The sequence below is a fragment of the Mesorhizobium salmacidum (SeqCode) genome (genome assembly GCF_037179605.1).
Classification (GTDB): Bacteria; Pseudomonadota; Alphaproteobacteria; order Rhizobiales; family Rhizobiaceae; genus Mesorhizobium; species Mesorhizobium salmacidum.
On record NZ_JAPYKS010000060.1, the window covers coordinates 1 to 7,515 of the forward strand.

The following is a 7,515-nucleotide window of genomic DNA, read 5'->3' on the forward strand; positions in this document are numbered from 1 at the left end:
TGGCTTGAACTTTTGCGGATCTGATTGAGGAACTCGAACGTGTCATCGAGGTGCCGACGCCAAAGCGCAGGTGCTTCCATAACGCATTGCTTCCATGATGGTCGTTTGCCGCTGGGGTGAGATGAGGGCATCAGGCTTCTCGCAACGCTGGCCGACCGGGTGCTGGCCCAAAACTGCCCTTGCTGTCGTTCAACCGGATGAGCGATGTTCGTCAGGCTGTGGTTGAGCATACCAGTCGCGAAGCCGGGCCGACCGGCGGTCCGATTCATCCTATTGCGTGCATTACCGGGACGCCATGACCCGGTGTGATTGCCTCTTCCTATGCTCAGTCTGAGTATATCCGAAATTTTGCTTTCGGCATCATCGGAGTCAAGCCCTGGCCCAACGGGTCGTCCGGACCTGCGATAGTCCGTGCAGCTGGTTAGCGGAAGAACTGAGCAGCGCGCACCGGGTTTGCAGTGGGCCCTCTGTCTGAGTCCCGGCCATCTTTTCTCCCCAACGCCTTTACGCCTAGTGCGTCACACCGCACGGCGTATCGGATTGACGAATTGCAGTCCGGCAAAGTCCTTTTCGTTGTCTGTCACCAACACGCACTCGTTCGCGCCGGCGACGGCGGCTATGATCATATCAAGCCCACTACGTGGCCGGCCGGACGCTTTCCCTTTCGCCATCAGCTGCGCCCAGATCAGCGCCGCCTTGTCGTCGAACGATAGGATACGGTTCGCAAACAGCGCCTGCGGTCCTTCGGACCCCGAGAACCACTTGTCGAGCGCGTCGCGTTTTTTGCCTCGTGGCTTCTCCAAAATACCGCGGCGGATCTCCGCAAGCGTCAGCGACGCGATGAACAGATCCTCGTCGCGCTGTGACGACATCCATGCCACGAGCGATTCCGATGGCTGCGGTTTGAGAACATTACTGATGATGTTGGTATCAAGCAGGTAGCGCGTCACAGGTCGACTTTGCGCCCCTGTTCATGGGGCCGGGAAAAATCGAGGTCGGTGCCCACCAGCGGCGAACCCCGCAAGGCGGCGAGGATTCGGCCAGGCTTGGGTGGCTCGCCAGCGATCGACTTGCTCACGCTCGCGCGAAGCTCCGACGCTTCGGGGGTATCCTCCGACAGGCGCCGGGCAAGCGATCGTATCAGATCGCGATCAGCGTCCCGACCGAGTACTTCGAAGCGCGCTAAGCCGCGCAGAGCAAGTCGGGAGCGGTAATGTTGGATGGCACGCTTCTGTGAATTTCCCATGATGACCTCCATCTATCCAGTAATATAGCCAGAAACGGGGCTTGGGCAAGGTGGGGGCGATCGGTGCGGGCGCGACTTGCCGGGGCAGGGAGGAGACGGAGGTCCTCGCTCAAGTCGATCTACGCATTCCATCTGCGCGAAAAATTGCACCAGAACCTCGTGCGGATGGCGTGGTTCTTCCGTTTGTGAACCACCGTGGGCATGTTTTCCTAGCGGCGGGTGAACACCTCCACTGTGTCAAACAGCAGCGCACTATCCACCCAGGAATCTGACGTTCCCGATTGCACCTTGAGAAGAGCACGCTGCACCTCTGGAAGGGCCGTTCAACCCTGACGAGCCAATAGCCGCCTATCGAAAGCCCGCCGCCTGGAGTTCGAAGAGTTCGGCGTAGCGACCGGACTGCGCCAAAAGTTCCTCATGTGTACCCTGCGCCTCAACTTTCCCGTCGGCCAGCACCAGAACGCGATCGGCCATCCGCACGCTGGAAAAGCGATGGGAAATTAGAACCGATGTTTTGCCCTTGCTCCGCTCCTTGAAACGCCGGAACACCTCGTATTCCGAACGAGCGTCGAGTGCGGCCGTCGGTTCGTCCAGGATCAATAGCTCAGCATTTCGCATGTAGGCTCGAGCAATGGCAATCTTCTGCCATTCACCACCTGACAGCTCCACACCACCCTTAAACCCGTTGCCGAGCATCTGGTCATATCCCTCAGGCAGCCTGCCGATGACCTTCGAGGCTTGGCTGCATTCGGCGGCGCGTTCTATGCGATCTCCATCCTTGCGCGCCGTGATGCGGCCAACCGCGATGTTGTCGTTAGCGGTCATGGCGTAGCGAACGAAATCCTGGAAGATCACGCCAATCGAGTTGCGTAGTTCATCCAGATCGTACTCGCGCAAATCCTTGCCATCGAGAAGGATCCGGCCCTCATCGGGATCGTAGAGGCGTGTCAGCAGCTTAACCAGCGTGGTCTTCCCAGCGCCGCTCTCCCCGACGACCGCCACCACCTCTCCGGCCAGCAGCTCGAAGTTGAGACCACGCACTGCCCACCGCTCCGATCCCGGATATCTGAATCCCACATCTTCGAAGACGAAGCCTTCTCGGACTGGGGAAGGGACGGGCAGCGGATTTTCGGGCGTCAGGATTTCAGGCTCCCGTTGAAAGAAGGAGAACAGGTAGTTGAGGTACTCCACCTCGCTGGCGAATATACCAGCGAAACGGAACAGCACCGTTTCCACCTCCTTGCTCAGTTGCAGGAACGAACCGGCGAGGAACGTAAGGTCACCAACGGTGAAGTCCCCCTGCAGCGTACGCCACACGATGTAAGCGTAAGCGCCGTAATAGGCCATCGTGGCGAGCGTGGTGAAGACGCCACTCCAGATTTCATTCCGTACCTCCAGCTTGCGCATTGCGGTGTAGAATTGCCGTGCAAGCGCGACATAGCGACTGATGAGAAATCGGCTCAACCCGAAAATCTTGACCTCTTTGGCCGCTTCCACGCTGGTTGCCGTAAAGCATAAATAGTCGTGTTCGCGCCGCTCCTGAATGCGGCTCCAATCGAGCGAGTATCTCCTCTCATTGAAATAGAACTCGCCGACAAACGCCGGCACCACTGCGATCAACAGAAGAACCATCACCCAAGGCGCAATGATGAGAAGGGCCGCAGCGAAAGCCATCACTTTTACAATGCTCGCCGCCTGTGAAAAAAGACCAGACAGCGTCATGGTGTCGGTTGTCTGCTCGCGCGCAGCTTCGAGATGGGCCTGAAATTCGGCGTCCTCGAAATCCTTCAGATCCAGCGTCGCGGCACGCTCCATGAGAAGGGCGGTCAATGCAACGGAAATCCGCTCGCCAAGTGTACCTTCAACGAGAGATCGGACGCGGCTCAACACATCGGTGATCACAGCCAGCCCGAACCCTGCCGCAATCAACAGTGCAAGCGGATGCAACCTCTCCCCATAAAGCACGTCGGAAAGGACGGGCGCCCCGTATGGGATTTGGTGACTGACGTCGTCAATGATCAGCTTGCCTACATAAAGTATGCTGACGGGAACCAGTGAATCGGCAAGCCTCAGCAACAATGAGGACAAGGTTAGATATCGGCTTGTGCGCCAAGCCATCGCAACATACAGGGCTATGACGCGAAACGTGCCGAGGCGCCTCTCCGTGGAGCGCACCCCCGGTGGCGAGGACGGATCGTGGCCAGGAGCAGTTGGTTGAGGATTGCCGCAATTCTGGCTCTTCATACTAAGATCTCGCGTCTGTGATCCGAAGGGTTAATGGACTGCTTCTTGCCTGCAGGTCGGTCATTCTGATTTCCATCGGGTATCCCAACCGAACTCCACCGCGGTCGGGCGAGCTGAGTTGGCATGTTTTCTCCTGAGCCGATGCAGGCTGGTTGCCAATTTACCGCGCAAATGTCGTGCCAAGTGAAAGCACCTAAGCCTGGCGTACGAGGTGGCTGGATGAGCGGCCTGGCTTTTGCATGCAATGCCTTGACCTTCCGAACGCCTTGGTGCGGTGATGGGTCCGGGCGCGCAAATGCATCGCTCCTACAGCACGACCTCGAATCTGCAAGAACGCCAATTTCGTTCAGGGGTGAGGTACTCGGCATTCGATTGTCTTCGATGATTTTTTCAAAAAATACCGCGGCAGATATCCGGAAGCGTCAGCCACGCGACGAACAGAACCGCCGCGCTGCGACGACATCCATTGCATGAGCGATTCTGATGACTGCAGTCTGACGACAATTCGGATAAGGGTTGGTTGAAGCAGGTAACGTGTCCAGGTCGACCCCTCTTCGTGGGGCCGCGAAAAATCAAGATCGGTCCCACCAGCGGCGCCCGCTGGTATGCGGACAAATCCCGCCAGGCTTGATACCAGCGATCGACTTGCTGACGGTCGCGCGAGCTCTGAATCGGGGATGTCCTCCGACTGCCGACGAGCGGTCCATCGGATCAGATCGCGATCACCGTCGCGACCGAGAACTTCGAAGCGCGCTACGGCGCGTGGGCCAAGGCGGGATCGATAACATGACGCGCTTATGTGATCTCCCTATAATGACTGGTTTATTGCCCGCAATCTAGCCAGAAAGTCAGGTTCTGGCAGGAGTGGGCGGTTAATCCAGGCGTGCTGACCCGCGAAGCGCCGTTAAACAATTCCACGCTGGCGAGAGCGTACAAGGGTGCTGCAGCGCTTCAGGTTGGGGAGGCTTGGCGGCTCAGTAACATTAAGTCAGAACCACTCGATAGCGATCCTATCGTACGGCAATGACCCATGGTCGAGACTTTGGAACTTCTCGGGGACGCGGTCGAACGGGTGAACAGTGAAGGGCATCACGGGGAGGCGTGGTTTCGTCAAGCACGGCTTGAAGACGCCCGCGGTATCGCCGCCCGCCACCCTTGCCGACGCTTTCACCAGACCGCCCTTGACCGATGGCTTAGCCGATCCCTCTGGAGACGGAGCGCGCGACCGAACCCGAAGCGTGAGGCCGGGCAGAGCCGGCGCCCGGCTCCATAACGTAGCGCGAGGGCTGCGGGTCGACATGCCGGCCGGATTCCCGGAACGACAAGTGGGCTCGCTCCGGAACTCCAGATGGCCAGGACGAGCGCATGCATGGCCATAGGCCGGTACTGCCCGACCCGTGCCGGTATCCGCGCTCCACGAAGAGCAGGCGCGTCTACTACGCCACAGGTCATGGGCATCCCGGCCCGACCCACGCGGCGGCCACCCACCTGCGTCATGGCGGATATCGTCACTCGCCCGAGCATGTTGCGTCCGTCGTATCTCCCACACAGGCATGAACAGCGGCTATTCGCGCCACCGTCGCTTCGACACGAAAAGTTGCCCGACATGCCGGTCAGTTCTCGGCGTGGTGGAAGCAGAAGCTCCTCAAATGGCCGCGGATCTCGCGCATGCTGTTCGGTTGACGCAGTGCTAAGGCACGAAGCGAGACAGGTCTGCGGCTTTGCCCATCAGCGCCTCGAGCGGACCTCGGCCGAACGCGCGCCGCCATAACGTTGCGAACGCACTGGTTGCGAGTACGAAGCCTCCTAGCTCGTAGAGTGACCCAACTGGGTCGAGCACCCAGATTCCCCCGATGTGCAGCATATAAGCCGTCAACGACATGGAACCGACAGTCGCGATTGGAGCGGTCAGCACGCGAAGACGCGTGTCGGAAACGGCCAGGCTGATCGCCAGAACTAGAAGGGCGACGCCGGTGTTCCCCAGGATCGAGAAGGTGGTATCACTGTGAGGTGAGGCCACCCACAACCAAACGGCCCCGTAACCGGACCACGTCTCTCCCGCATTCGACCACGAGAGATCGCCTATGTCCCCACCCTGCTCGGTGATCGCCTCTGCTACCCCAGGCATATAGTGCAAGGCGAGAGCGGACCCTCCATATCCAAGGACGGCAAGCACTATTCCAGCGATCGCCAACCACCGGCGGGTGGTCACCTTCGTCAGATTCAGACGTGCGACTGCCATGCCTGCGATAACGAATGGTATCCATGTGATGGCAGGGTACGTCCCACTGAGCCACAGCGTGACGAAAGGCATCTCCTCATCCATCATCTCGTTAAGCAGGAAGCTCAGCTGGGGAAGCACAAGTGTCGTCGAAAGCCCTATGGCTGCGAGGGTGACCGCATCGAGCCGGTAGAGTGGAAGAACCAGCAGAAAGTACAGTCCGTAAAAGGCGAGGATCTCAACCACCGGCGCTTGGGTGACTTCCAGCAGCAGACCTAAGGCTAGCAGGATGAGCGCGCGTATCACGATTTTGGTCGCAGCTTGGCGGCCTGCTTGTCCTGTCTTGGGGATTCTTCCAGTGATAAGGACAAGGGAGAACCCCGCCAAGAAGGCAAAGAGCGCAGAAGAGCGACCATGAGCGAGTTCTAGAAAGAAATCGGTGACACCCCCTTCGCTTGGATCGGGTCCGACATGTACGGCGTACATGCCGAACACAGCCAATCCGCGCGCCAGGTCAACGCCGACAAGTCGGTTTGCCGGCGAGCATCGGCCCGAGTCGGCACCTCCTGCCACGGGGGCGCTAGCCGCCAAGGCTGAGTTGAGTCGAGAAAAGCTCATGGCGTCTCCGATGCGTTGGTAATGCGCTGCCGGCGGATAAATCCGACGCGCGGTAAGCCCGTGTCCGCAAGAACCCTGGAGAGCGGCGAAGGAACAGGCCACCCTTGACGAGGCAAGGTCGCGCTATCACGTCGACATGACTGCGGGTTTGGCGAGCTGGGTTGGGATGATTTCTCCTGATCGCCGAGGCGGGAGCCCCGGTTGTCCATAGGCTGCAAATGCCGTGCCAAAGGAAAGGCCGCTTGCAGCAACGGGTATGACCTTGGAGGCGTTGTCCGATAGCCGCCAATGTCGGACATGCGACGACCTGATCGACTGACATCACGGAGTCAGGGGCGGCCGCTTTTTCGGCGAGTGATAGACGACGACCAGTCACGTAGCTGGCGAGCGAGCGCGGGAAGGCTATGGACTTTGTTCGACAGAGCTTCGGGGACGGCTCTGGCGCCGTGAATTCACGGGCTTAGAATAGAAGCGCCGAAAACGTGTTCGTGGTTTCCGTTCGTGTGACCGCCTCGTGTTGTGCCAGCAATCGAATACGGCCGAAGAAAAGCGGCTCTGTCTGCCTTCTGATGACCAGTCGCTCCGCGGCATGGCAGGGCTCGGTCTCCGGAACCGGCTTGTTGCGGCGGGCGTGCAGGCAAGAGCGATTTGACTCTGCGACCACCGGCGCCGGACTCTCGGGTAAAACGCAGTTCTATAGGGCTGCCCCGCGTCGGTGCTTCGCAGATTTGCAACTGGCGCGAGTCGGCCCTTGGTCCCTTTTTGGCGGCCGGTATTCTCAACCTGGCAATAGCCTGCGCTGGCCGAATTCGCCGACGACGCCGACCTGGGATCGCGGAAGGCGGGCTCAGGATCGGGCATACTATGGCGCGATCGCGATTGCGGAAGGCGGTGTTTTCGGCGGCGTTCTATGCCACGTCCGCGCCCGGCGAACTGATCGCCAATTGCCGATCGGTGCTCGAGCCGATGAATGTGGAGATCATACTCTAGGACCAGGTGGGAAGACTATTCGGCGACCGCAATGACCGTGAGGCATGCCCGCAGAAAGGCGATGGGGGTCTGAGTTGTAGGCCTTTGCGCCAGGATGAATTGCGATCCTGTCGCTGAGCCCGTTCTCCTCCAGTTTCGAGGCCAACCCAATGGTTCATCGCGGACCGATGCGGCATCACGCGATTGCGTGAGGCTA

At 59.5% G+C, this 7,515-nt stretch carries 6 protein-coding genes; 1 reads left to right on the forward strand and 5 read right to left on the reverse strand.

From position 1 onward, the window contains the following. The 5 genes from O7A60_RS31480 to O7A60_RS31500 all read right to left on the reverse strand — a co-directional run. On the reverse strand, positions 1-230 hold a 230-nt coding region (locus O7A60_RS31480), incomplete at its 3' end, for a hypothetical protein (RefSeq protein ID WP_337109543.1). A gap of 288 nt (positions 231-518) precedes the next feature. Next, entirely contained in the window at positions 519-950 is a 432-nt protein-coding gene (locus O7A60_RS31485; RefSeq protein ID WP_337109544.1) for a PIN domain-containing protein, read from the reverse strand. Then, complete coding sequence (locus O7A60_RS31490) at positions 947-1,246, reverse strand: hypothetical protein (RefSeq protein ID WP_337109545.1); 300 nt, start codon at positions 1,244-1,246, stop codon at positions 947-949. The genes O7A60_RS31485 and O7A60_RS31490 overlap by 4 nt, the downstream gene beginning before the upstream one ends. A gap of 348 nt (positions 1,247-1,594) precedes the next feature. Continuing rightward, on the reverse strand, positions 1,595-3,490 hold the full coding sequence (locus O7A60_RS31495; RefSeq protein ID WP_337109546.1) for an ABC transporter ATP-binding protein: 1,896 nt from the start codon (positions 3,488-3,490) through the stop codon (positions 1,595-1,597). A 1,690-nt stretch (positions 3,491-5,180) separates the two neighbouring features. Continuing rightward, the gene (locus O7A60_RS31500) at positions 5,181-6,329 is read right to left on the reverse strand and encodes a heparan-alpha-glucosaminide N-acetyltransferase domain-containing protein (protein WP_337109547.1); all 1,149 of its coding nucleotides are present in this window, start codon (positions 6,327-6,329) and stop codon (positions 5,181-5,183) included. Between the two features lie 864 nt (positions 6,330-7,193). Between O7A60_RS31500 and O7A60_RS31505 the strand changes: the two genes are divergently transcribed. Then, entirely contained in the window at positions 7,194-7,319 is a 126-nt protein-coding gene (locus O7A60_RS31505) for a hypothetical protein (protein WP_337109548.1), read from the forward strand. Positions 7,320-7,515 lie beyond the last annotated feature (196 nt).